This is a genomic window from Geodermatophilus sp. SYSU D00879 (assembly GCF_054050375.1).
This window is the reverse complement of sequence record NZ_JBJGZF010000011.1, coordinates 138,647-160,921: the sequence shown is the minus strand read 5'-3', so window position 1 is coordinate 160,921 and position 22,275 is coordinate 138,647. Positions and strand designations below refer to the sequence as shown.

At 77.5% G+C, this 22,275-nt stretch carries 22 protein-coding genes; 16 read left to right on the top strand and 6 right to left on the bottom strand.

Annotation, left to right across the window (positions count from 1 at the left end):
- Positions 1-101 precede the first annotated feature (101 nt).
- Entirely contained in the window at positions 102-1,622 is a 1,521-nt protein-coding gene (locus ACI79B_RS15590; RefSeq protein ID WP_456928858.1) for a sensor histidine kinase, read from the bottom strand.
- Positions 1,623-1,736: 114 nt separating this feature from the next.
- Between ACI79B_RS15590 and ACI79B_RS15585 the strand changes: the two genes are divergently transcribed.
- On the top strand, positions 1,737-4,295 hold the full coding sequence (locus ACI79B_RS15585; RefSeq protein WP_456928857.1) for an HAD-IC family P-type ATPase: 2,559 nt from the start codon (positions 1,737-1,739) through the stop codon (positions 4,293-4,295).
- Here the strand turns inward: ACI79B_RS15585 and ACI79B_RS15580 are convergent.
- The 3 genes from ACI79B_RS15580 to ACI79B_RS15570 form a co-directional block, all read right to left on the bottom strand.
- Positions 4,243-4,827, bottom strand: coding sequence for an AAA family ATPase (locus ACI79B_RS15580; RefSeq protein WP_456928856.1), 585 nt, complete (start codon positions 4,825-4,827; stop codon positions 4,243-4,245). The two genes, ACI79B_RS15585 and ACI79B_RS15580, sit on opposite strands and share 53 nt — an antisense overlap.
- A gap of 165 nt (positions 4,828-4,992) precedes the next feature.
- Positions 4,993-5,583: a hypothetical protein gene (locus ACI79B_RS15575; protein ID WP_456928855.1), complete on the bottom strand. Its 591-nt coding sequence runs from the start codon at positions 5,581-5,583 to the stop codon at positions 4,993-4,995.
- A 76-nt stretch (positions 5,584-5,659) separates the two neighbouring features.
- A complete protein-coding gene (locus tag ACI79B_RS15570) occupies positions 5,660-6,586 on the bottom strand; it encodes an EamA family transporter (protein WP_456928854.1) in 927 nt (308 codons plus the stop codon).
- A 61-nt stretch (positions 6,587-6,647) separates the two neighbouring features.
- On the opposite strand from ACI79B_RS15570, the gene ACI79B_RS15565 reads away from it, so the two are divergent.
- The 4 genes from ACI79B_RS15565 (at position 6,648) to ACI79B_RS15550 (ending at position 9,880) form a co-directional block, all read left to right on the top strand.
- The gene (locus tag ACI79B_RS15565) at positions 6,648-7,517 is read left to right on the top strand and encodes a LysR family transcriptional regulator (protein ID WP_456928853.1); all 870 of its coding nucleotides are present in this window, start codon (positions 6,648-6,650) and stop codon (positions 7,515-7,517) included.
- A 62-nt stretch (positions 7,518-7,579) separates the two neighbouring features.
- Entirely contained in the window at positions 7,580-8,557 is a 978-nt protein-coding gene (locus tag ACI79B_RS15560) for a serine hydrolase (RefSeq protein ID WP_456928852.1), read from the top strand.
- A 64-nt stretch (positions 8,558-8,621) separates the two neighbouring features.
- Positions 8,622-9,077, top strand: a complete 456-nt coding sequence (locus ACI79B_RS15555) for a hypothetical protein (protein WP_456928851.1) — start codon at positions 8,622-8,624, stop codon at positions 9,075-9,077.
- A 56-nt stretch (positions 9,078-9,133) separates the two neighbouring features.
- Positions 9,134-9,880 carry a PadR family transcriptional regulator gene (locus ACI79B_RS15550; RefSeq protein ID WP_456928850.1) on the top strand — a complete coding sequence of 249 codons (747 nt, stop codon included), beginning with the start codon at positions 9,134-9,136 and terminating at the stop codon, positions 9,878-9,880.
- 260 nt (positions 9,881-10,140) lie between these two features.
- On the opposite strand, the gene ACI79B_RS15545 is transcribed toward ACI79B_RS15550, so the two are convergent.
- Both ACI79B_RS15545 and ACI79B_RS15540 read right to left on the bottom strand, forming a co-directional pair.
- The gene (locus ACI79B_RS15545) at positions 10,141-10,326 is read right to left on the bottom strand and encodes a DUF1918 domain-containing protein (protein ID WP_456928849.1); all 186 of its coding nucleotides are present in this window, start codon (positions 10,324-10,326) and stop codon (positions 10,141-10,143) included.
- Between the two features lie 98 nt (positions 10,327-10,424).
- Complete coding sequence (locus tag ACI79B_RS15540; RefSeq protein WP_456928848.1) at positions 10,425-11,303, bottom strand: alpha/beta fold hydrolase; 879 nt, start codon at positions 11,301-11,303, stop codon at positions 10,425-10,427.
- 119 nt (positions 11,304-11,422) lie between these two features.
- Between ACI79B_RS15540 and ACI79B_RS15535 the strand changes: the two genes are divergently transcribed.
- From ACI79B_RS15535 to ACI79B_RS15485, 11 genes are all read left to right on the top strand, one after another.
- The gene (locus tag ACI79B_RS15535) at positions 11,423-12,013 is read left to right on the top strand and encodes a sugar O-acetyltransferase (RefSeq protein WP_456928847.1); all 591 of its coding nucleotides are present in this window, start codon (positions 11,423-11,425) and stop codon (positions 12,011-12,013) included.
- On the top strand, positions 12,010-12,564 hold the full coding sequence (locus ACI79B_RS15530) for a TetR/AcrR family transcriptional regulator (protein ID WP_456928846.1): 555 nt from the start codon (positions 12,010-12,012) through the stop codon (positions 12,562-12,564). The genes ACI79B_RS15535 and ACI79B_RS15530 overlap by 4 nt, the downstream gene beginning before the upstream one ends.
- A gap of 29 nt (positions 12,565-12,593) precedes the next feature.
- On the top strand, positions 12,594-13,793 hold the full coding sequence (locus tag ACI79B_RS15525) for an MFS transporter (protein WP_456928845.1): 1,200 nt from the start codon (positions 12,594-12,596) through the stop codon (positions 13,791-13,793).
- Positions 13,794-13,986: 193 nt separating this feature from the next.
- Complete coding sequence (locus tag ACI79B_RS15520) at positions 13,987-14,379, top strand: hypothetical protein (protein WP_456928844.1); 393 nt, start codon at positions 13,987-13,989, stop codon at positions 14,377-14,379.
- Between the two features lie 129 nt (positions 14,380-14,508).
- Positions 14,509-15,510 (top strand): 5-dehydro-2-deoxygluconokinase, encoded by a 1,002-nt coding sequence (gene iolC, locus ACI79B_RS15515; RefSeq protein WP_456928843.1) that lies wholly within the window; start codon positions 14,509-14,511, stop codon positions 15,508-15,510.
- Positions 15,503-16,438: a class I fructose-bisphosphate aldolase gene (locus ACI79B_RS15510; RefSeq protein WP_456928842.1), complete on the top strand. Its 936-nt coding sequence runs from the start codon at positions 15,503-15,505 to the stop codon at positions 16,436-16,438. The genes iolC and ACI79B_RS15510 overlap by 8 nt, the downstream gene beginning before the upstream one ends.
- Positions 16,435-17,412 carry a 5-deoxy-glucuronate isomerase gene (iolB, locus tag ACI79B_RS15505; protein ID WP_456928841.1) on the top strand — a complete coding sequence of 326 codons (978 nt, stop codon included), beginning with the start codon at positions 16,435-16,437 and terminating at the stop codon, positions 17,410-17,412. Before ACI79B_RS15510 ends, iolB begins: the two co-directional genes overlap by 4 nt.
- Positions 17,409-19,340 (top strand): 3D-(3,5/4)-trihydroxycyclohexane-1,2-dione acylhydrolase (decyclizing), encoded by a 1,932-nt coding sequence (gene iolD, locus ACI79B_RS15500; RefSeq protein WP_456928840.1) that lies wholly within the window; start codon positions 17,409-17,411, stop codon positions 19,338-19,340. The genes iolB and iolD overlap by 4 nt, the downstream gene beginning before the upstream one ends.
- A gap of 23 nt (positions 19,341-19,363) precedes the next feature.
- On the top strand, positions 19,364-20,323 hold the full coding sequence (locus ACI79B_RS15495) for a sugar phosphate isomerase/epimerase family protein (protein WP_456928839.1): 960 nt from the start codon (positions 19,364-19,366) through the stop codon (positions 20,321-20,323).
- Complete coding sequence (locus ACI79B_RS15490) at positions 20,320-21,393, top strand: Gfo/Idh/MocA family protein (protein ID WP_456928838.1); 1,074 nt, start codon at positions 20,320-20,322, stop codon at positions 21,391-21,393. The genes ACI79B_RS15495 and ACI79B_RS15490 overlap by 4 nt, the downstream gene beginning before the upstream one ends.
- Entirely contained in the window at positions 21,390-22,265 is an 876-nt protein-coding gene (locus ACI79B_RS15485; RefSeq protein ID WP_456928837.1) for a sugar phosphate isomerase/epimerase family protein, read from the top strand. The genes ACI79B_RS15490 and ACI79B_RS15485 overlap by 4 nt, the downstream gene beginning before the upstream one ends.
- Positions 22,266-22,275: the final 10 nt, after the last annotated feature.

Sequence of the window (22,275 nt, the reverse complement as noted above, 5' to 3'; positions counted from 1 at the left end):
GCCGCGCGTCCTGGCTCACCGCCGCGCGTCCTGGCTCACCGCCGCGCGTCCTGGCTCCCGGTCGACGGTGAGCCAGGACGCAGCACGATCAGGCCGGCTGATCATGCGCGGACGCCGCCGGCCGGCTCGAGCGCGTCGTCGTCCGCGGGCTCGGCGACGGCGGCGCCGGGCAGCCGCATGGTGAACACCGTCCGCCCGGGCCGGCTGTCCACGCCGACGGTCCCGCCGTGCCCGGCCACCACGGCCGCGACGATCGCCAGCCCGAGGCCGGTGCTGCCGCCCGCCCGCGAGCGCGCCGAGTCGCCGCGGGCGAACCGCTCGAACACCCCCGCCTGCAGGTCGGCGGGCACGCCCGGGCCGTCGTCGGCGACCTCGAGCACCGCGGTGCCGTCCTCGGCGCGCAGCCGGGTGGTCGCCGTCGTCCCGGCCGGTGTGTGCGTGCGGACGTTGGCCAGCAGGTTGGCCAGTACCTGGTGCAGCCGGGCGGCGTCGCCGGGGACGAGCACGGCCGCGCCGGGCAGGTCCACCCGCCAGCGGTGTCCCGGGCCGGCGGCGTGCGCGTCGCTGACCGCGTCCATGACCAGCCCGGTGAGGTCCACGGTGCCGACGGCGAGCTCGCGGCCGGCGTCGAGGCGGGCGAGCAGCAGCAGGTCGTCGACCAGGCCGGACATGCGCACCGCCTCGGCCTCCACCCGGCGCAGCGAGGCGTCGGCGTCCTCGGGCAGCCCGCCGCGGCGGCGCACCAGCTCGGTGTAGCCGCGGATGGAGGTGACCGGGGTGCGCAGCTCGTGGCCGGCGTCGGCGACGAACCGGCGCAGCCGCGTCTCCGACGCCTGCCGCGCGGCGATGCCGGACTCCACCGAGTCCAGCAGCCGGTTGAGCGCCGCGCCCACCCGGCCGACCTCGGTGCGCGGGTCGGTGTCGGCGGCCGGCACCCGGTCGGGCAGCCGCACCTCGCCGCTGGACAGCGGCAGCGCGGCGACCCGCCCGGCGGTGGCGGCGACCCGGTGCAGCGGGCGCAGCGTGCGGCCGACCACCACCGACCCGGCGACGCCGGCGGCCAGCAGCCCCAGCAGCCCGGCGGCCACCTCGACGGCGACCAGCCGGGCCAGCGCGGCCTCGGCCGAGGCCAGCGGCAGGCCGGTGACCAGCACCTCGCCGTCGCCGGCGGGCGCGGCGACCACCCGGTAGTCCCCCAGCGGGCCGAGGTCGACGGTGCGCGCCGCCCCGTCGGCGGGGACGCCGGCCAGTGCGGCGGCCTCCCGGGCGCCCAGCGCCTCGCCGTCGCCCGCGGGCCCGATGACGGCGGCCTCGGTGACCGTGCCGTCGACGACGCGCGCGCCGAGCGTGCCGTCCCCCTGGCCGGGGACGAGCAGGAAGTCCGGCCCGCCCCCCGGGTCGCCGTAGCCGGGCGCGACCGGCCCGCCGTCGGCGTGCGTGGAGCGGGTCACGGCGGCGGCCAGCCGGTCGTCGACCTGGCCGAGCAGCTCGCCGCGGACCGCGGCGGTCGCCGCCACCCCCACCACGACGAGCACGAGGGCCAGGGGCACGAGGAAGACCCACAGCAGCCGCGCCCGCAGGGAGCGGGGCCGGGCCCGGCCGGGGTGGGCACGCGTCGTCACGGCGACCACGGTCCGCGCCGGAGCTGGGCGTTCCCTGGACGCGGGGCGGGAGTCGGCTGGGTCCTGCGCGCTCCGCCGCGCCGCCCGCCGTCCCGCCTGTCAGGCTCGTCGGTGATGACGACGGGGACCACCGACCTGACCCCTCCCCCGGCGCCGGCGGGCCTGACCGCGGCAGAGGCGCGGGCGCGGCACCGGCGCGGCGAGGGCAACGTCGCGGTCAGCGCGTCCTCGCGCGGCTACGCGGTCATCCTGCGCACGAACGTCTTCTCCTTCTTCAACGTCATCCTGTTCACCATCGGCGCGGCGCTGCTGGCGCTGGGCCGGTACAGCGACGCGTTCACCAGCGTCGGCCTCGGGCTGGTCAACGCCGCGATCAGCGCGGTGCAGGAGATCCGCGCCAAGCGCAAGCTCGACCGGCTGCAGCTGCTCGCGCGCGGCACGGTGACGGTGGTCCGCGACGGCGCCGACACCGAGGTGCCGCCGGAGGAGGTCGTGCTCGGCGACGTGCTGCGGCTGCGCCCGGGCGGGCAGGTCGTCGTCGACGGGCCGGTGCTGGCCGGGCGGCTGGAGGTGGACGAGTCGCTGCTGACCGGTGAGTCCGAGGCGCTGCCGAAGGAGCCCGGCGACGACCTGTTGTCGGGCTCGTTCGTCGCCGGCGGCGAGGGCACCCAGCTGGCCCGCGAGGTCGGCGCGGCGTCCTACGCCGGCCGGCTGACCGCCGAGGCGCGCCGGGCCTCCACCGACCGCACCCCGCTGCAGCGGCGGATCGACTTCGTCGTCCGGCTGGTCATGCTGCTCGTGCTGCTGATGAGCGTGACGATCCTGGCCCAGGCCGCGCTCGAGGGCTTCACCCTGGTGCGGACCGTGCAGACCACCGCGGTGCTGTCCGGGCTGGTGCCCTACGGGCTGTTCTTCCTCGTCGCGGTCGCCTACACCGTCGGCGCGGCGAAGAGCGCCGGGCGCGGCGCGCTGGTGCAGCAGGTGAACGCGGTGGAGTCGGTGAGCAACGTCGACGTCGTCTGCACCGACAAGACCGGCACGCTCACCACCGGCCGGCTGTCGCTGGCGCAGGTGCGGCCGGCCGGGCCGCTGCCGGCCGCCGAGGTGGAGCGGCTGCTGGGGTCGATGGCCCGCAGTACCGCCGCGGGCAACCTGACGACGGCGGCGCTGGCCGGGGCGCTGCCCGGCGAGCCGGTGCCGGTCGTCGAGGAGGTGCCGTTCTCCTCCGCGCTGCGGTGGAGCGCGCTGCGCACCGCCGACGCCGTGCTGGTCCTCGGCGCCCCCGACACGCTGGCGCCGCGGCTGACCGGCGAGCCGCTGGGCGTCCCCGTGCGCGAGCTGGCCGGGCGCGGGCTGCGGGTGCTGGTGCTCGCCCGCGCCGGCCGGGACGCCCCGCTGCGCGACGGCGCCGGGCGGGCGCGGCTGCCGGCCCTGGAGCCGCTGGCCGTCGTCGCGCTGGCCGACGAGCTGCGCCCCGGCGTCGTGGACACCCTCGCCCGGCTCACCGCGGACGGCATCGCGGTCAAGGTGGTCTCCGGCGACGACCCGGCCACGGTGGCGGCGCTGGCGCGGCGGGCGGGCCTCGAGCCCGGCGAGCCGGTGGCCGGCCCGGCGCTGGCGGAGCTGTCGGAGGCGCAGCTCGGCGACGTCGTCGCGCGGACGACGGTGTTCGGGCGGATCGCCCCGGAGCAGAAGGAGCGGCTGGTCGACGCGCTGCGCCGGGCCGGGGGCTACGTGGCGATGGTCGGCGACGGCGTCAACGACGCCCGCGCGCTCAAGCGGGCGCACGTCGGCGTGGCGATGGCCGGCGGCAGCGCGGTCACCCGCGACGTCGCCGACATCGTGCTGACCGGCGACTCGCTGGCCGCGCTGCTGCCGGCGGCGCACGAGGGCCGCCGGATCATCACCGGGATCAGCACCTCGATGCAGGTGTTCCTGGCCCGCGTCGGCACCCAGGGGCTGGTCATCCTGGCCGTCACCATGCTGGGGCTGGGCTTCCCCTACTCCCCGGCGAACGTGGGGCTGACCCTGCTCACCGTCGGCGTCCCGACGCTGTTCCTCACCGCCTGGGCCCGCCCGTCCCCGCCCGACCCGCACCTGCTGACCACGCTGTGGCGGTTCGTCGTGCCGGCGGTGCTGGTGACCGCGGCGGGCGGGGTCGCCGTCTACGCCCGGCACTACACCGACCTGCTGCAGGGGTTCACCGACGACGCCGTCCCCTCCTTCGTCGTCGAGGACTTCGAGGCCTACACCGGCGTGTCCTCCGACGACGTCGGCTTCGCCGAGGCCGCGGCCACGATCGGCGCGCAGACCGCGCTGTCGACGTTCGTCTCCTACGCCGCGTTCCTGCTCGTCCTGTTCCTCAAGCCGCCCACCCGGTGGTTCGCCGCCTGGACCCGCCCCGACGGCGACCGCCGCCCGGCGCTGCTGGTCCTCGCGCTGGTGGTGGTGTTCTCCGCCGGGCTGTTCTGGCCGGCGTTCACCACCTACTTCGGGCTCACCGAGGCCGCCGACCCGGTGTTCGAGACCGTGCTGCCCGCGCTGGTCCTCTGGTTCGCGGTGCTCACCGCGGCCTACCGGTTCCGGCTGCTCGAGCGGGCGCTGGGCCTGACCGGGGTGGTCAGCCCGCTGCAGCCGCCGGGGTCACGGGACCCAGGAGCTCGGCGAGGGTGAGCGCGGCCGCCCGCGGCCGGTCGACGACCAGCACCTCCCCGGGCGCCGGGTCCGCGGCGCGGTAGCGGTCCCAGCGGCCGGCGTGCCGGCGCATCCGGCCCTCGGGGATGCGGCGGCCGCGGATGCGCTGGCCCTCGGCGGCGTCGGCGGCGGAGACGTCCAGCAGCACCAGCCGGACCGCGCGCCCGGCCCGGCGGGCCGCCCGCAGCACCACCGGGCGCCACCAGCGGCTGGTCCACGGGTCGGTGAGGACGACGACCGGCGCGGGGCCGGCGAGCACCCGGAGGACGCGCAGCCGGTGCGCGGTGTGCACCAGCGGGCGCACCAGGCGGTAGGGCACCCGCGAGCCGGTGCGCCAGCGGGCGGCCACGTCCTCGGAGTCGACCGCGGCCACGCCCGGGACGCCGTCGCCGAGCACGCGCCGCACCAGCGTGGTCTTGCCGCTGCCGGGCAGGCCGCCGACGACGACCAGCGTGCGGGCCGGCGCCGGTGGGCGGTCGTCGGGCCGCGTCGTCGGCAGGGTGGTGGTCACGGGTCTCCTCCTCCGGGCGCCGGCCGTCGCGGGGGTGCACTCCGGCGGGGCGGCGGACGGTACCGGCGCGGCGTCCCGCGGAGCCGCCCCGCGTGCGCGGGGACCGGGATGCAGCGCGGCGCCGTCCTCCCCAACGGAGGACGGCGCCGCGGGGTGCCGGGACGGTCAGTCGCCCCCGCCGGCCGGGCCGTCGCCGTCCGGGCCACCGCGGCCGCCGCGGGGGCCGTCGAGGTCGACGTCGGTCCTCTCCACCAGGTCGGTCACGCGGCTCTCCAGGCCGGCCGCGCGCTCGTCGGCCTCCTCCTGGGTGAGCCGGCCGTCGGCGACGGCGTCGTCGAGCCGGTCCTGTCCGGCCTGCACGAGCGCGGCGACGAGGTCGTCGACCGCCACGCCCTGCTCCTCCGCGACCGAGGCGAGGCTGGCGCCGTCGGCCTCGAGCGCGGTGCGCAGGTCGTCCTCGGACAGGCCGAGCGTCCCGGCGGCCACCGACAGGTCCAGGCCGCGGCCGGGGCCGCCGCCGTGGCCGTGGTCGCCGAGGCCCGCCTCGCCCAGCGTGGTGGCGACCTCGTCGGCCTGCTCGGCGGTGATCGACCCGTCGTCGACCAGGCCGGTGAGGGCGTCGCGGATGCGGTCCACGGCCGAGGTCGCGGAGGTCTCGGGAGTCGTGTCGTCGTCGGCCATGGCCGGGGCGGCGAGGGCGAGGCCGCCGACGGCCAGGACGCCTGCCGTGGTGGCGAGCACGATCTTCTTGCGCACGGGGTTCTCCTCGTTCGGGCGGCCGGCAGGTCCGGCCGTCCTCCCGACCGTGCGGGCCGTTCCTGTGGCGGACCTGTCAGGCGGCCGTGGCGGGACTGTGGACCTCGCCGCGGCGGGCCTGCGCCGGCCGCGGCGTGTGCAGCAGCACCGCCGCGGCGTCGGCCAGCACCACGACGCCGAGGCCGGCCCACTCGTGCAGCTCGAGCACCTGCCCGAGCAGCACCGCGCCGGCCAGCGCCGCCCACACCGGGTGCGCGCTGCACAGGACACCGAAGGCGCGCGGCGGGACCAGGCGCAGCGCGACCACGTCGGCGGCGTAGGGCACCGCGGAGGCGAGCACCCCGGCCGCGACGGCGCACGCCAGCGGCGCGCCGGTGAGCCGCTCCTGCACGACGAGGACGACGACGACCGGGGTGACGGCCAGCGCGCACAGGGCGGTCGCGAGCGCGGGCGCCTGCAGCCCCGGCAGCCGGGCGCCGGCCACCCGGTTGAGCAGGATGTAGGACGCCCAGCAGCCCGCGGCGGCGAGGCCCAGGCCGATCCCGACCCAGTCGCTGGAACCGCCGGGCAGCACGAGCAGCCACACGCCGCCGGCCGCGGCGGCCGCGACCAGCAGGTCCCGTCGCGACCGCGACCCGGCCAGGGCCACGGCCAGGGGCCCGAGGAACTCCAGGGTGACCGCGAGGCCCAGCCCGATCCGCTCGATCGCGGAGTACAGCGCCAGGTTCATCCCGCCGAGGACGGCGGCCAGCAGCAGCACCGGCCACCACTGCGGCCAGGTCAGGCGGTGCACGGCCGGGCGGGCCAGCGGCAGCAGCACCGCGGCGGCCACCCACTGCCGCACCGCGACCACCCCGGCGGGGCCGACGGCCGGGAAGGCCTGCGCCCCGAGGGCGGCACCGGTCTGGTTGCTGGCGGAGCTGACCAGCAGGGTGGCGAGGCCGCGGGCGGTCCCCGGCCGGGCGGGCGGGGGCGGAGCGGAGGGGGCGGGCACCCGACCCATCCTGGGCACGCCGGGCGCGCGGGGGAAATGCCGGTCCCGCACCCGGCGATACGGTCGGCGTATGGATCCGGAGGTGCGGCAGCTGCGGGCGCTGCTGGCCGTCGTCGACACCGGGACCTTCACCGCCGCCGCGACCGCGCTGCACACCACGCAGGCCTCGGTGTCGCGGACCGTCGCCGCCCTGGAGCGGGCCCTGGGCACCCGGGTCCTGCACCGCACCACCCGTGCGGTCACGCTCACGCCGGCCGGCACGCGGGTGGCCGCGCACGCCCGCCGCGTCGTCGAGGAGGTCGCCGCGCTGCGGCGCGCCGCCGAGCAGGGCCGCGGGGAGCTGCGCGTCGGCTACGCCTGGGCGGCGCTGGGCCGGCACACCGCCGCGGTGCAGCGCGAGTGGGCCCGGACCGCGCCCGGTGCGTCGCTGGTGTTCGTCCACTCCAACACCCCGACCGCCGGGCTGGCCGAGGGACTGGCCGACGTGGCCGTGCTGCGCCGCGCGGCGGCCGACCCCCGGCTGCGGACCGCGCTGGTGGGCACCGAGCGGCGCTACGCCGCCCTGGCCGCCGACGACCCGTTGGCCCGCCGCCGCAGCCTGCGGCTGGCCGACCTGAGCGGCCGCGTGCTGGCCTCCGACGGCGCGACCGGCACGACGACGGCGCGGCTGTGGACCGCCCCGCACGCGCCGGCGGAGATCCGCGACGTCCGCGGGGTGGACGCGTGGCTCACCGCCATCGCCGCCGGGCAGGTCGCCGGCGTGACCGCCGAGGGCACCGCGCGGCACCACCCGCGGCCCGGCGTCGCCTACCGGCTGCTGCGCGACGCGCCGCCGGTCCAGATCCGGCTGGCCTGGTGGGCCGACGGCCCGCCGCCGGGCCTGGCCGACCTCGTCGAGGTGGTCCGCGCGCACCTGTCCGGCGCCTCGGCTCCCGGCTGACCTGCGCAGGAACGACACACGGACGTCCCCCGCGCGACTCCTGTCTGGTCCAGGCTGGGCCCGTGCGCCCCGCCCGCCCGCCGTCCGGGCGCTCGAGCCGGGGGCCGCTGGCGCGGCTGGCCCTCGGCGCACTGACGATCGTGCTCGCGTCGGTGCTGGTGGTGACCGCGGCGGGCGTGCTGGCGGTGGTGCTCTGGGTCGGGGAGTCCGGCGCGCCGGGCACCGGGCGGGCCACCGTCGCGCCGGGGCCGGGCACGCCCGCCGAGATCCGCGCCCTGGGCGCCGCCGGGGAGTCCACGGTCCGCGTCCCGCCGCCGGTCGCCGTCGACGAGGCCGGGGTGCTGGCCGCCGTCGATGCGGCCGCCGGCGCGGCGGACGGCACGATCGCGGTGGCGGTGGCCGACGTGTACGGCCGGCCGCTGGTCACCGGTCCCGCCGCCGGGGAGGCGCTGCTGTCGGCGTCGCTGGTCAAGCTGCACGTCGTCGCCCGGCTGCTGGCCCTGGACGCGGCGGGCGCGCTCGACCTCGGCGAGGGCGACCTGGCGCTGATGGAGCGGGCGATCGTGACCTCCGACGACGGCGCGATGAGCACCCTGTGGGACCGCTACGACGGCGCCGCCCTCGTCACCGCGACCGCCGCCGACGCCGGCCTGACCGCCACCGCGCCGCCGCGGGTCGCCGGCCAGTGGGGCGAGGCGACGCTCAGCGCGGCCGACCTCGCCGCCCTGCTCGCCGGGCTGGCCGACGCGCTCGGCGACGGGCCGGCCGCCACGCTGCTCGGCTGGATGCGGGACACCGCGCCGACCGCGGACGACGGGTTCGACCAGGCGTTCGGCCTGCTCGCCGGCGGCACCGGCGTGGCGGCCAAGCAGGGCTGGCTCTGCTGCGTCGACGGCCGGCGGCAGCTGCACTCGGCCGGCGTGCTGCCCTCGGGCACCGTCGTCGTGCTGCTCGGCGACTTCCCGGCCGGGACGTCGTGGGGGCGCGCCCGCGCCGCCCTCGACTCCGCCGCCGCGGCGGTGCGCGCCACGCTCGGCTGAGGCACCCAGGGAGCTCACAGGCCGGGCCCAGGCCTCCGGGAGGGTGCGGGGGCAGCGTGCCGTCATGGACCGCGACACCGCGCCCTGGCTGTTCGACCCCGCAACGACCCGCGCCCTCGTGCTGGCCCGGCGCTCCCCCGAAGACGGGCCGGTCGGCGACGTCGTCTCCGACGTGGTCTGGGGCGAGGTGGTGCGCCTGCTGCGCTGGGCGGCCGCCGGGGAGTCCGGGCCCCCGGAGCTGCGGCCGGGCACCTGGTGGCGCCTGGCCGCCGAGAGCGCGGCCCTCCTGCGCCGGCTGCCGGCGCTCAGCGCGGAGATCGACCAGCCCTGGTGGCTCGTCCCGCCGGCTCCCGCCGAGCCCGGCCTCGAGCCGGCCGGGCGGATCGGCCGGGTCGCCGGCCGGCTCACCGGCCTGCTCCGCTCCGGGGAGCCCGTCCCCCTGCGCGTGCTGGCCGCCGAGGTCGACGCGCTCGGCGAGGCGGCCGTCCAGGCGATCGCCGCGGACTCCTTCACGCCCTAGACGGACGTCCTATCGCGATATATCGTTACTGTCATCCGATACGTCAGGAGGCAGTCATGACCCACGATCCACGCTTCGAGGGGTGGCGGCCCGGGGGCCGCGGCCACGGACACGGACACCAGCCGCACGGACACCACCCGCACGGACACCGGCCGCACGGGTTCGGCCCGGGCGGGCCCGGCGCCGGGGGTGCCGGCCCCTTCGGCTTCGGCTTCGGCGGCCCGGGCGGGCCCGGCGCACGGCCCGGCCCCGGGTTCAGTCCCGGCTTCGGCCCGGGGTTCGACCCGGGGGCGGGTTGGCGGCGCCGCGGCGGGCGCGGGCGTGCCCCGCGCGGCGACGTCCGCGCCGCCGTCCTGCTGCTGCTGGCCGAGCAGCCCATGCACGGCTACCAGCTCATGCAGGCGATCGCCGAGCGCAGCGGCGGCCGCTGGACACCCAGCCCCGGGGCGATCTACCCGACTCTCAGCCAGCTCGAGGACGAGGGCCTGGTGACGGTGACCGCCGACGCGGGCCGCAAGCTCGCCACCCTCACCGACGCCGGCCGGAGCGCCGTCGAGGAGCTGCGCGGCACGGGGAACGACCCCTTCGCCGGCGGCCCCGAGGGCGCACCCGCCGCCGACCTGCGCGGCCTGCTCGAGCAGCTGCACGGCGCGGTCCGCCAGGTGGCGCGCACCGGCAGCGAGGCCCAGCTCACCGCCGCGGCCGGCGTCCTCGCCGAGGCCCGCCGGGCGCTGTACCTGCTGCTCGCCGAGGGGCCCGACGGCACCCCCGACGCCGGCACGCCGGAGACCCCGCAGGCCTGACCCGCACCGCAAGCCGGGGCCCCCGCCACACCCCGCGGCGGGGGCCTCGGCGCGGCCGGGGGACCGCCTCGGCGCGCGGTGTGCGCACGTCCCGCCCGGTCGCGGCCGAAGTTGGGGATAACGGCCTGCGTGGCGACGCGCCCGCACCCGCCCCGGCAGGGGCGCGGGGCCGCGGACACGGTCCGGCGGTCCAGAGGGGCACGCGAGAAGCCGCCCCGACCGCCGACCCGGGGGCCGTCCCGCGAGGGACGGCCCCCGGGTCAGGCCCCGGCCGGCTCGGGGACGACGGCGCAGGTGCCCGCCGGGTAGAAGACGCCGGTGTGCCCGTCGGCGTCCCACTGGACGACGTACGGCGGCGCCCCGCCCTGCCCGCGGACCTCGAGCACCCGTCCGGTGCGGTCCGGCTCCCCCTGGTGGGTCGAGCGGACGACGATCCTGTCCCCCACGCGCGCTTCCACGGCGACCTCCCGGCGGTGGCTGGCCCTGCTCGCTGCTCGTCCTGGCGAGTCCAGCCTCCCGCTGCCACCGGGGCGGGACAAGGCCCTCAGGCCGCCCCGTCGAGCACCGCGCGCAGCCGGGCGGCGAACGCCTCGGGCTCCCCGGTCTCGCCGTACTCGCCGCCGAGGAAGCCGGCGTGCCCGCCGGGGAAGACGACCGGCTCGGTTCCCAGCGCCGCGGCCACGCCCAGGCCGCCGCGGTGCGCGAGCTCCCCCTCGGACTCGGCGCCGACGGCGACCACGACCCGGGTGGGCGCGGCCCGCAGCGCCGCGACGTCGTGCTCGTGGTGGGTGCACGAGATGAGGTTCTGCCCGAGCAGGACGTCGTCGCGCGAGCCGTCGTCCTCGGCCGGCAGGCCGAACAGGGCGGGGTCGGGCGCGGGGCCGGTGAGCTCGGGCGTCACCGGGCCGCGGTGGGCGACCAGCCGGATAAACGCCGCCATCCCGGCGCCGAAGCCGGACTGCCGGTAGGCCTCCCCCACGGCGCGGGTGGCGGCGGAGGCCTCCGCGGCATCGGGGAGGTGGGGCACCGACGGCGGCTCGTGCGCGACGAGCGTGCGCACCTGCTCCGGGTGGCGGGCGACGAGGGTGAGCGCGTTCACCGCCCCGCCGCTGCTGGCGAAGACGTCGACCGGGCCGCCGCCGACCGCGGCGATGACGCCCGACAGGTCGTCGGCGTGCTCCTCGGGCGTGCTCGTGGCGGCGCCGTCGGTGCGGCGGCTGCGCTCGGAGCCGCGCGGGTCGTAGGTGACCACCGTGCGGTCGGCGAAGTACCCGGCCAGCGTGCCGAACCCGGCCGCGCCCATGGGCGAGCCGACCAGCAGCAGCACCGGCGCGCCGGCCGGGCCGGGACGGACGTCGTAGGTGAGGACGGCGCCGGGCACCTCGAGGGTGCGGGTCTCGAGCGCAGGGGCGGTGCTGGTCATCTCGGGCCTCCCGGGGAGAGTGGGGACGACGGGTGGACCCCCGCGGTGGGCCGGAGTCATCGGTGCGCCGCGCCGGGCGGTGCGTACGGGTGTCCGCATGGATGTGTACGCTCGTCCGCATGACCTCGCCGTCCGACCCGGACGACGGCCGGACCATGAGCGAGCGGATGCTCGCCGGGGACCTCTACGTCGCCGACGACCCCGAGCTCGCCGAGGAGAGCGCCGCCGCCCTGGACCTGGTCGCCGCGTACAACGCCACCTCGGTCCGCCAGCGCCCGCTGCGCCGGGAGCTGCTCGGGCGGCTGCTCGGCTCGGTCGGCGAGGGGACCGAGATCCGCCCGCCGCTGTACGTCGACCACGGCAGCCGGATCAGCATCGGCGCCCGCTGCTTCGCCAACTCCGGCCTGGTCGCCCTCGACGTCGCGGCGATCACCATCGGCGACGACGTGCAGATCGGCCCGAACGTCCAGCTGCTCACCCCCACCCACCCGGTCGAGCCCGGGCCGCGGCGGGACGAGTGGGAGGCCGCGGAGCCGATCACCATCGGCGACGACGTGTGGCTCGGCGGCGGGGTGGTCGTGCTCCCGGGCGTCACGATCGGCGCGGACACCGTCGTCGGCGCCGGGTCGGTGGTGACGCGCGACCTGCCGGCCGGCGTGGTCGCCGTCGGCAACCCGGCCCGGGTGGTCCGCCAGCTGGACCGGGGGTGACCACCCCTGCCCGGCGGCCGCGGCGGCACGACCCCGGCCGCCGCGACCGGCTGGTGGCCACGGCGCTGGACGTCATCGCCGACGCCGGCGTCACCGGCGCGACGCACCGGGCCATCGCCCGCGCCGCCGACGTGCCACTGGGGTCGACGACCTACCACTTCGCGAGCCTGGACGAACTGCACGCCGCGGCGTTCACCCGGCACGTCGGGGAGGTGGCCGCCCGGTTCGACGCGCGGATGCGCGCCGCGCCCGACCGGGCCGCGGCCCTGGACGCGCTGGTCGAGCACCTCTCCGGCGACCTCCTGGGCTCCGGCCGGGACCTGCTGCTCGCCGTCGAGCTCTACGTCGCCGCGGCCCGCCGGCCGGCGCTGCGCGCGGTCACCCAGGACTGGATGCAGCGCAGCCGGGCGAGCCTGGAGCGCCACTTCGACCCGGTCACCGCCCGCGAGCTCGACGCCCTGGTCGAGGGGCTGGTGCTGCACAGCGCCCTGTCCACCGACCCGATGAACCGCGCCCAGCTCCGGGCCGCCATCCTCCGCTTTGCCGCCTGACCCCTCCCGCCCCTCCAGACAGGACGCCCGTGTCGGACACCCTCCCGGTCACCGCCCCGCCCCGGCTGCGCGCCGCCCGCGCCGCCGTCGCCACCTGCTTCTTCGTCAACGCGGTGCTCTACGCCGACCTGGTGCCGCGGCTGCCCGAGGTCAAGGACCGGCTGGGTGTCTCCAACGCCGAGCTCGGCGCGGCGCTGGCCGCCCTGCCGCTCGGCGCGCTGGTGTCCGCGCTGGCGTCGGCCGCGCTCATGCGCCGGTTCGGCTCGGCGCGGGTGGCCTCCTGGGGCCTGGTGGCGCTGGCCGCAGCCGTCTGGGGCGCCGCCGTCGCGCCGTCGTGGTGGCTGTTCGCCGGGGCGCTGTTCGTCGCCGGCGCGCTGGACGCCGTCGTCGACGTCGCGCAGAACGCGCACGGCCTGCGGGTGCAGCGGGCCTACGACCGGTCGATCCTCAACGCCTTCCACGGCCTCTGGAGCATCGGTGCGGTGGCGGGCGGGCTGCTGGGCTCCGCCGCGGCGGGCCTGCGCGTCCCGCTCGGGTGGCACCTGGGCGTGGTCGCGGCCGTCTTCGCCGTCGTCGCGCTGGTGGCGCGCCGGTCGATGCTGCCGGGCCCGGACCGGGAGGAGGTGCCCGAGGACGCCGTGCCCGCCGGGGGGCGGGGGACGGTGCGGGCGGTCGCGCTGCCGCTGGCCGCGCTCGGCGTGCTCGCCGCGTGCGGGGCGTTCGTCGAGGACGCGGGCTCCTCGTGGAGCGCGCTGTGGCTGCGCACCGAGGTCGGGACGGGCGCGGCGGCCGCGGGGCTGGGGTTCGTCGCGCTGTCGCTGGCGATGACCGTCGGCCGGCTGACCGGCGACCGCGTCGTCGACCGGTTCGGGCAGCGCCGGGTGGCCCGCGTCGGCGGCGCGATGGTGGCCGCCGGCACGGGCCTGGCGCTGGCGGTGCCGTCGCTGGCGACGACGCTGGTCGGGTTCGCGCTGGCCGGGCTGGGCGTCGCCACCCTGGTGCCGGCCGTCTACGCCGCGGCCGACGACCTGCCCGGACTGCGGCACGGCGTGGGGCTGACGGTGGTGAACTGGCTGCTGCGGATCGGCTTCCTGGTGTCCCCGCCGCTGGTGGGCGCCCTCGCCGACGCGACCAGCCTGCGGGTCGGGCTGCTGACCGTCGTCGTCGCCGGGGTGGCCACGGTGGTGTGCGGCCGGGTGCTGAAGGCCTCGGTGAGCCGCGCGACCTGAGGGCCCGGCATCCGGTGGTGCACGACCGGCCTGTCCGGAGCCGGGCCAGGGAGCGGTGCTCGGAACCTGGCCCGGTGCCCGGCGGAGGAGTCCCCCTCTACTCGGCCGCGGCAGAGCGTGTGCCCACCCAGGGTGCACTCCCCGTGCACGGTCCGCATCCCGGAGTGTCGGTGGCCCGCGTCAGGATCGGCCGGTGACCGCCTTCTTCCTGCCCCGCGCCACCGACGACGACCAGGCCGAGCGGCTCTACGAGGCGCTCGCCGAGTTCGCCGGCTGCGCGCCCGCGCCGCCGGGGGCGCGGGTGCGCTCGGTCGCCTTCGACCAGGACGGCGCCCGGTGGGTCGCCGAGGTGGGCCGCGAGCTGCGCGGGCGGCGGACGACGCGGCTGCTGCGCCGCGGGGAGTGGCTCGAGCACACCGAGGAGCTCACCGACCCCGCCCGCGTGCTCGCCGTCTACCCGGGCGCGTCCCCCGCGGCGCCCCACCACGTCGTCACCGACGCGCAGCCGATCACCGGCACCGCCTCGGGGTGGGCCAACCCGTTCGAGGTCACGCCCGGCGAGGTGGTGCTGTTCGACCCCCGCTGAGCCGGGGCGGCGCCGCTCCGCCGCGTTCACGACAAGATGTCGCTATGTCCTGACAAAGCCTTGACGCCGTGAGGTGTCCCGGCGCACAGTCGGGTCCCACGGGGCACGACGCACAGGACGGAGCGGACCGTGGACGACACCCCCGACGCGCAGGCGCTGGACGTCGTGGTCATGGGGCGCAGCGGCGTCGACGTCTACCCCCTGCAGGTCGGGGTGGGCCTCGAGGACGTCGAGAGCTTCGGCAAGTACCTGGGCGGCAGCGCCGCCAACGTCGCCGTCGCCGCGGCCCGGCTCGGGCACTCCCCGGCGCTGGTCACCGGCGTCGGCGACGACCCCTTCGGCCGCTTCGTCCGCCGGGCGCTGCGCGAGCTGGGGGTGGACGACCGGTTCGTCGTGGTCGACCCCGACCACCCGACACCGGTGACCTTCTGCGAGGTCTTCCCGCCCGACGACTTCCCGCTGTACTTCTACCGCCGCCCCACCGCGCCGGACCTGCAGCTGCGTCCCGGGGACCTGGACCTCGACGCGGTCCGCGGCGCGCAGCTGTTCTGGGCCACGGTCACCGGGCTGTCGGAGGAGCCGAGCCGCTCGGCGCACCACGCCGCCTGGGAGGCCCGGGGCCGCCGCCGGCACACCGTGCTGGACCTCGACTACCGGCCGGTGTTCTGGTCCTCCCGGGGGGAGGCCGCCGAGCAGGTCCGCGCCGCCCTCCCCCACGTCACGGTCGCCGTCGGCAACCGGGAGGAGTGCGAGGTCGCCACCGGCGAGACCGACCCCGACCGGGCCGCCGACGCGCTCCTGGCCGCCGGGGTCGAGCTGGCCGTGGTCAAGCAGGGGCCGGCGGGCGTCCTCGGCAGGACGCGCACCGAGCGCGTCGTGGTCCCGCCCACCCCGGTCGACGTCGTCAACGGCCTCGGCGCCGGCGACGCCTTCGGCGGCTCCCTCATCCACGGGCTCCTGACCGGCCTGCCGCTGGAGCAGCTGCTGCGCGAGGCCAACGCGGCCGGGGCGATCGTCGCCTCGCGGCTGGAGTGCTCGACCGCGATGCCCACGGCCGCCGAGGTGGCCGCGCACCTCGCCGCCCACCGCTCGCCCGTCCCCACCCCCCGACTGGAGGGCACCCGTGTCTGACACCGCCCTGGTCCCCGACGTCGGGACGCCCCCGCCGCTGTGCACCACCTACGCCGAGGTCACCGAGCTGCGCAGCCGCACCCCGCAGGCGATCGGCCGGGCCCTGGCCACCCGCCGCCGGCGGCCCGCGTTCCTCCCCGAGGACGGGCGGCTCATGCTGGTCGCCGCCGACCACCCCGCCCGCGGGGCGCTGTCGGCGCAGGGCCGGCCCACCGCGATGCACAGCCGCACCGAGATGCTCGACCGGCTGCGCGCCGCGCTCGCCCGCCCCGGCGTCGACGGGCTGCTGGCCACCGCCGACGTCGCCGAGGACCTGCTGCTGCTCGGCGCGCTGGAGGACAAGGTCGTCGTCGCGTCGATGAACCGGGGCGGCCTGGCCGGCTCGGTGTTCGAGATGGACGACCGGATGACCGGCTACGACGTGCAGGGCGTCGTCGACGCCCGGTTCGACGCGGCGAAGATGCTCAACCGCTTCGACCTCGACGACCCGGCCACGGTCGTGTCGATGGAGGCGGCCGGCCGCGCGGTGACCGACCTGGCGCGGGCCGGGCTGGTGGCGGTGCTCGAGCCGTTCCTGTCGCGGCGGGTCGACGGGCGGGTGGTCAACGACCTGTCCACCGACGCGGTCGTCAAGAGCGTGCACGTCGCCCAGGGCCTGGGCGCCACCTCCGCCTACACCTGGCTGAAGCTGCCGGTGGTCGCGGAGATGGAGCGGGTCGCGGACGCGACGACGCTGCCGACCCTGCTGCTCGGCGGCGACCCCTCCCGCCGGCCCGAGGAGACCTACGCCCAGTGGCGCGACGCCCTCGCGCTGCCCCCGGTGCGCGGGCTGGTCGTCGGCCGGACGCTGCTCTACCCACCCGACGACGACGTCGAGGCCGCGGTGGACACCGCCGTCGCGCTCGTCCACGGAGGGAGCCGGCCGTGACCGCCACCACCCCCAGGACCCCCGCACCCAGGACCCCCGGACCCAGGACCCTCGCACCCAGGACCACCGCGCCCGACACCCGCTCCCTGCACCTGCCCGCCGGGACGGCCGCCGCCGGCCCCTACGCCCTCGAGGTCACCCCCGAGTCGGCCGGCTGGGGCCACACCGGCCTGCGGGTGCTCGAGCTGCCCGCCGGGGGCCGGCACGTCCTCGACACCGGCCCCGACGAGGTCGTCGTCGTCCCGCTGGAGGGCGGGGTGACCGTCACCTGCGACGGCGAGGTGCTGACCCTCACCGGCCGAAGCTGCGTCTTCGCCGGGCCGACCGACTTCGCCTACCTGCCCCTCGGGGCCACCGCCGAGCTGTCCAGCCGCAACGGCGGGCGGTTCGCGCTGTGCAGCGCCCGGGCGCGCCGGCGGCTCCCCGTCCGGTACGGCCCGGCCGCCGGCGTCCCGGTCGAGCTGCGCGGCGCCGGACGGTCCAGCCGGCAGGTGCACAACTTCGCCACCGCCGGGGTGTTCGAGGCCGACTCGGTGATCGCCTGCGAGGTGCTCACCCCGGGCGGCAACTGGTCGAGCTGGCCGCCGCACAAGCACGACGAGACCTCCGCCGAGGAGAGCGAGCTCGAGGAGGTCTACTACTTCGAGGTCGCCTCCGGCCCGCAGGGGCAGCCGGGCCTGGCCTACCACCGCGTCTACGGCACCGCCGAGCGGCCGATCGACGTGCTCGCCGAGGTCCGCGACCGCGACGTCGTCCTGGTGCCGCACGGCTGGCACGGCCCCTCCGTCGCCGCCCCCGGGCACGACCTCTACTACCTCAACGTCATGGCCGGCCCCGGCCCCGAGCGGGCGTGGCGGATCGTCGACGACCCCGCGCACGCCTGGGTCCGCGGCACCTGGGCCGGCGAGGACGTCGACCCGCGGCTGCCGCTGCCCACCCCCCGTCCCGACCCGGAGGGAGCGTCCCCGTCGTGAGCCAGACCCCGCCGCAGGCCCGTCCCGGGACCGCCCGGCTGACCGTCGCCCAGGCGGTCGTGCGGTTCCTCGCCCAGCAGTCCACCGAGCGCGACGGGCGGCGGCAGCGGCTGTTCGCCGGCTGCCTCGGCATCTTCGGCCACGGCAACGTCGCCGGCCTCGGCCAGGCCTTGCTGCAGGCCGAGGTCGACACCCCGGGGGCGCTGCCCTACGTGCTCGGCCGCAACGAGCAGGCGATGGTGCACACCGCGGTCGCCTACGCCCGCGCGAAGGACCGGCTGCAGACCTGGGCGGTCTCCCCCAGCGTGGGCCCCGGCTCGACCAACATGCTCACCGGCGCCGCGCTGGCGACGATCAACCGGCTGCCGGTGCTGCTGCTGCCGGCCGACACGTTCGCCACCCGCGCCGCCGGCCCGCTGCTGCAGGAGCTCGAGCGCCCCGACAGCGGCGACGTCACGGTCAACGACGCGTTCCGCCCGGTGTCGCGGTACTTCGACCGCGTCTGGCGGCCCGAGCAGCTGCCCGGCGCGCTGCTCGGCGCGATGCGGGTGCTCACCGACCCGGCCGAGACCGGCGCGGTCACCCTCTGCTTCCCGCAGGACGTGCAGGCCGAGGCCTTCGACTGGCCGGTGGAGCTGTTCGCCCCGCGCACCTGGCACGTGGGCCGGCCGGTGGCCGAGCGTGCCGCGCTGCAGCGCGCCGTCGAGGTGGTCCGCTCCGCCCGGCGGCCGCTGGTCGTCGCCGGCGGGGGCGTCATCTACTCCTCCGCCACCGAGGCGCTGGACGTCTTCGCCACCGCCACCGGCATCCCGGTCGCGCAGACCCAGGCCGGCAAGGGCGCGCTGCCCTTCGACCACCCGCAGTCGGTCGGCGCGATCGGCTCCACCGGCACCACCGCGGCCAACGCGCTGGCCCGCGAGGCCGACGTCGTCATCGGCATCGGCACCCGGTACCAGGACTTCACCACCGCCTCCCGCACCGCGTTCGCCGACCCCGGCGTGCGCTTCGTCAACGTCAACGTCGCGGGGATGGACGCCGCCAAGCACGCCGGCGTCACCGTGCAGGCCGACGCCCGCGAGGCCATCACCGCGCTCGGCGAGGCGCTGGCCGGCTGGTCGGTCGACGACGCCTACCGGGCCCGCACCGCCGAGCTCGCCGCCGCGTGGGAGGCGACCGTCGAGGCGGCCTACCACCCGCCGGTCCCCAGCGCCGGCGAGGGCGGCCGGCTCACCCAGAACGAGGTCATCGGGATCGTCAACGAGGTGTCCGCGCCGCGGGACGTGGTGGTGTGCGCCGCCGGCTCCATGCCCGGGGACCTGCACAAGATGTGGCGGGTCCGGGACCCGAAGGGCTACCACGTCGAGTACGGCTACTCGTGCATGGGCTACGAGATCCCCGGCGGCATCGGCATCCGGATGGCCGGCCCCGACCGCGACGTCTTCGTCATGGTCGGCGACGGCTCCTACCTGATGATGCCGACCGAGCTGGTCACCGCCGTGCAGGAGGGCGTCAAGATCGTCGTCGTCCTGGTGCAGAACCACGGCTTCGCCTCGATCGGCGCCCTGTCGGAGTCCCTCGGGTCCCAGCGGTTCGGCACCCGGTACCGCTACCGGTCGGACTCCGGCCGGCTCGACGGCGGGGTGCTGCCGGTCGACCTGGCCGCCAACGCCGCCAGCCTCGGCGTCGACGTCCTCTCCGCCCAGGACGGCCCGAGCCTCGAGGCCGCCCTGCGCAAGGCCAAGGCGAGCGACCGGACGACGGTCGTGCACGTCGAGACCGACCCGCTGGTCGACGCCCCCTCCAGCGAGTCGTGGTGGGACGTGCCGGTCAGCGAGGTGTCCACGCTCGAGAGCACCCGGCGCGCCCGCGCCGTCTACGAGAGCCGGAAGGCGCGCCAGCGGTCCCACCTCGTCCCCACCCAGCCCTGACCCCCGAGACCGGAGGAGACCCGATGACACAGCAGCACGGCGCGCGGATCCGGGTGGGCTCGGCTCCCGACTCCTGGGGCGTGTGGTTCCCCGACGACCCCGACCAGGTGCCCTGGCGGCAGTTCCTCGACGAGGTCAGCGCCTGCGGCTACGAGTGGATCGAGCTCGGCCCCTACGGCTACCTGCCCACCGACCCCGCGCGGCTGTCCGACGAGCTCTCCGCCCGCGGCCTGCGGGTGTCGGCGGGCACCGTCTTCGAGCACCTGCACCGGCCCGACTCCTGGGACGCGGTGTGGAGCCAGGTGCGCGACGTCGCCGCGCTGACGAAGGCGCTGGGCGGCACGCACGTCGTCGTCATCCCGGACACCTTCCGGGACCAGAAGACCGGCGCCGACGTCGAGTCGCGGCACCTCACCCCCGAGCAGTGGACGGCGAAGACCACCGGCGTGACCCGGCTCGGGAGGGCGGTGCAGGAGGAGTACGGCCTGTCGATCGCCTTCCACCCGCACGCGGAGACCCACGTGGGCTGGCAGCGGGACATCGAGCGGTTCCTCGCCGACACCGACCCGCGGTACGTGCCGCTGTGCCTGGACACCGGGCACGTCAGCTACTACCGCGGGGACAACCTCGGGCTGCTCCGGAGGTACCCGGAGCGGATCGGCTACCTGCACCTCAAGCAGGTCGACCCCCGGGTCGTCGACGAGGTGCTGGAGAAGGACGTCACCTGGCCGGACGCGGTCAGGATGAACGCGTTCGTGGAACCCCCCAACGGGGAGCCCGCCTACCCGCCGCTGTTCGAGGCGATCGAGGAGCTCGGCCTCGACGTGTTCGCGATCGTCGAGCACGACCTGTACCCGTGCCCGCCGGACGTCCCCCTCCCGATCGCGCGGCGCACCCACCGCTACATCGGCTCCTGCGGCTTCCCGTCGCTGCGGATCGGCGCCCCGAAGGCCCCCGCCGCCCGATCGGAGGCCCGGGCGTGACCACCGCCGAGACCCGCGCCGGGGCGCTCCCGGAGCTCGCCGACGTCGCCGCTCGCGACCTGCGCGTCGCCGTCCTCGGCGTCGGGATGATGGGCGCCGACCACGTCGCCCGGCTGCACAGCCGCATCTCCGGCACCTCGGTGGCCGCGGTCAGCGACGCGTTCCCGGAGAAGGCGGAGCAGGTGGCCGGCACGGTGCCCGGCTGCCGGGTGGTCGGCGACCCGCTGGCCGCCATCGCCGACGACGACGTCGACGCCGTCCTCGTCGCCACCCCCGGCCGGTTCCACGAGGAGCAGGTGCTCGCCTGCATCGAGCACGGCAAGCCGGTGCTGTGCGAGAAGCCGCTCACCATGGACGCCGGGAGCTCGCTGGCCGTCGTCCGGGCGGAGGACGCGTACACCGCCCGCACCGGCCGCCGGCTGGTGCAGGTCGGCTTCATGCGCCGGTTCGACCCCGAGTACGCCGAGCTCGAGGCGCTGGTCCGCTCCGGCGCGCTCGGCGAACCGCTGGTCGTGCACTGCGCCCACCGCAACGCGGCCGTCCCGCCGCACTTCACCAGCGAGATGATGGTCAACGACTCGGTGGTGCACGAGGTCGACGTCGCGCGGTTCCTGCTCGCCGAGGAGATCGCCGCGGTCACCGTGCTGCGGCCGCGGGCCACCCGGCACGCCGTCCCGGGCCAGTCCGACCCGCTGCTGGTGCTGCTGGAGACCACCGGCGGCCGGCTGGTCGACGTCGAGTGCTTCGTCAGCACCGGTGTCGGCTACGAGGTGCGCACCGAGGTGGTCGGCGAGGACGGCAGCGCCCTGATCGGCCTCGACCTCGGCCTGGTGCGGCAGCGCGGCGGGCCGGCGGGCGCCACCCGGTCGACCGGGGTGGCGCCGGACTTCCGGCAGCGGTTCGGCCGGGCCTACGACATCGAGGTGCAGCGGTGGGCCGACGCCGCCCGCCGCGGCGACGTCGACGGCCCCGGCGCGTGGGACGGCTACGCCGCCCAGGCCGTGTGCGCCGCGGGGGTGGAGGCGCTGCGCACGGGCCGGCGCACCGAGGTCCGGCTGGAGGCGCGGTGAGGATCGCCCTGGACCCCCAGATGCTGCGGACCACCCCGCTGCTGGAGCTGCCCGACGTCGTGGCCGCGATGGGCTACGAGTGGGTGGAGCTGTCCCCGCGCGAGGACTTCGTCCCGTTCTTCAAGCACCCCCGCGTCGACCTCGCCACCGTGCGGGCGTTCCGGTCGCGGCTGGCCGACGCCGGCGTCGGCGTCACCTCGGTGCTGCCGGTCATGCGCTGGTCGGGACCCGGCGAGGTCGAGCGGCAGGCCGCCGTCCGGTACTGGAAGCGGGCGATCGAGATCACCGTCGAGCTCGGGGTGGACACGGTGAACTCCGAGTTCAACGGCCGGCCCGAGGCGCCGGAGCTCGCCGAGGCGATGTTCTGGCGGTCGATGGAGGAGCTGCTGCCGGTCCTCGAGCGGGAGGGCGTCCGGCTCGCCCTCGAGCCGCACCCGGACGACTTCATCGAGCTCGGCCACCCGGCCGTCGACATGGTCCGCGCCATCGACTCGCCGTGCGTGTCGTTCCTCTACTGCACGCCGCACACCTTCCACCAGGGCGACGACGCGGCCGGGATCGTCGCGCACGCCGGCGACCTGCTCACCCACGTGCACGTCGCCGACTCGATGGACCACCGCGCCTCCGACGGGCTGCGCTACATCACCAACCCGCCGGGCAACACCACCCGCGTCCACCAGCACATGGAGATCGGCCGCGGCGACGTCGACTTCGACGCGGCCTTCGCCGCGCTGGCCGGGATCGGCTTCGACGGCGTCCTCACCACCTGCGTCTTCGGGTGGGACGAGCAGGCCCGCGAGTCCGGCACGCGGATGCTCGCGGCCATCCGCGAGCTGGTCACCAAGCACTTCCCCGACGGCACCCTCCCCTGAGGAGCCCTCC